Source organism: Pseudoroseomonas cervicalis ATCC 49957 (genome assembly GCF_000164635.1).
GTDB lineage: Bacteria > Pseudomonadota > Alphaproteobacteria > Acetobacterales > Acetobacteraceae > Pseudoroseomonas > Pseudoroseomonas cervicalis.
On the sequence record NZ_GG771031.1, the window covers coordinates 1 to 1,113 of the forward strand.

The window sequence follows — 1,113 nt, forward strand, 5'->3', positions numbered from 1 at the left end:
ACCGCGCGGCGCTGACCCGGCTGGAGCGCATCGTCCACCCGCTGGTGCGCGACGAGGAGCGGCGCTTCCTGGCGCGCGCCCGCCGCGCCGGCCGGCGCCTGGTGGTGCTGGACATCCCGCTGCTGTTCGAGACGCGCGGCGAGGCGCGCTGCGACGCGGTGGTGGTGGTCTCCGCCCCCGCCGCGACGCAGCGGGCGCGGGTGCTGCGCCGCCCGGGCATGACGCCGGAGCGGCTGGCCGCCATCCTGGCCCGCCAGACCCCCGATGCCGAGAAGCGCCGCCGCGCCGACCATGTCATCCGCACCGGCCTGTCGCGCGCCCATGCCCGGCGGGCGATCCGGCGGCTGCTGGAGCGGTACCGGTAGGGCCCCTACCCCTCCAGCCCCCGCATCACCGCCGCGATCCGCGCCAGCTCCGCCCGCAGCAGCGGCACCGCATGGTCGACGAAGCCGCGCACCGGCGACCAGGGGCGCGGATGCGGGCGGAACAGCATCGCCACCGGCACCGCCTCCGGCATCCAGGGCACCAGCACGCGGCGCAGCCTGCCCTCGGCCAGCGGTGCCGCCACCTGGTAGCTCAGCGCCCGCACCAGCCCGGCGCCGCGCAGGGCGGCCTCCAGCGCCGCCGCGGCGCTGGTGACCGAGAGCCGCGTGCGCACCGGCACCGAGCGCAAGCCGCCGCTGCCGGGGCGCTGGCGGAAGCGCCACAGCTCGCGTTCCCCATCCGGGTTCAGCCCGATGCAGGCATGGCGCTCCAGCTCGGCGGGCGCGCCCGGCGCGCCATGGCGGTCGAGATAGGCGGGCGCGGCGCAGAGCACCGGCTGCACCTCGCCCAGCCGCAGCGCCACCAGCCGGCTGTCGTCCAGCGGCGCCAGGCGGATGGCGAGGTCGATGCCCTCGGCCAGCAGGTCGGCCATCCGGTTCAGCAGCAGCAGCCGCGCCGAAACCGCCGGATGCGCCGCCAGGAATTCTTCCAGGACCGGCGCCACCGCCAACCGCCCGAACAGCTCCGGCGCGGTCAGCACCAGCGGGCCGGCGATGGCGCCGGGCGTGGCGTCGCGCCGGACTTCCGCCAGGCGGGCGAGCGCGTCGCGCCAGGCGCTCGCGTGGCGCT

Annotated in this window: 2 protein-coding genes; one reads left to right on the forward strand and one right to left on the reverse strand. The window is 78.1% G+C overall.

Annotated features, from left to right (window positions below; translation table 11 throughout):
- Window positions 1-365, forward strand: a 365-nt coding sequence (locus HMPREF0731_RS21495; protein WP_007006352.1) for a dephospho-CoA kinase, incomplete at its 5' end; no start/stop codon positions are given.
- 5 nt (window positions 366-370) lie between these two features.
- Here the strand turns inward: HMPREF0731_RS21495 and HMPREF0731_RS21500 are convergent.
- The coding region (locus HMPREF0731_RS21500; protein ID WP_007006353.1) for a LysR substrate-binding domain-containing protein at window positions 371-1,113 on the reverse strand (743 nt) is incomplete at its 5' end.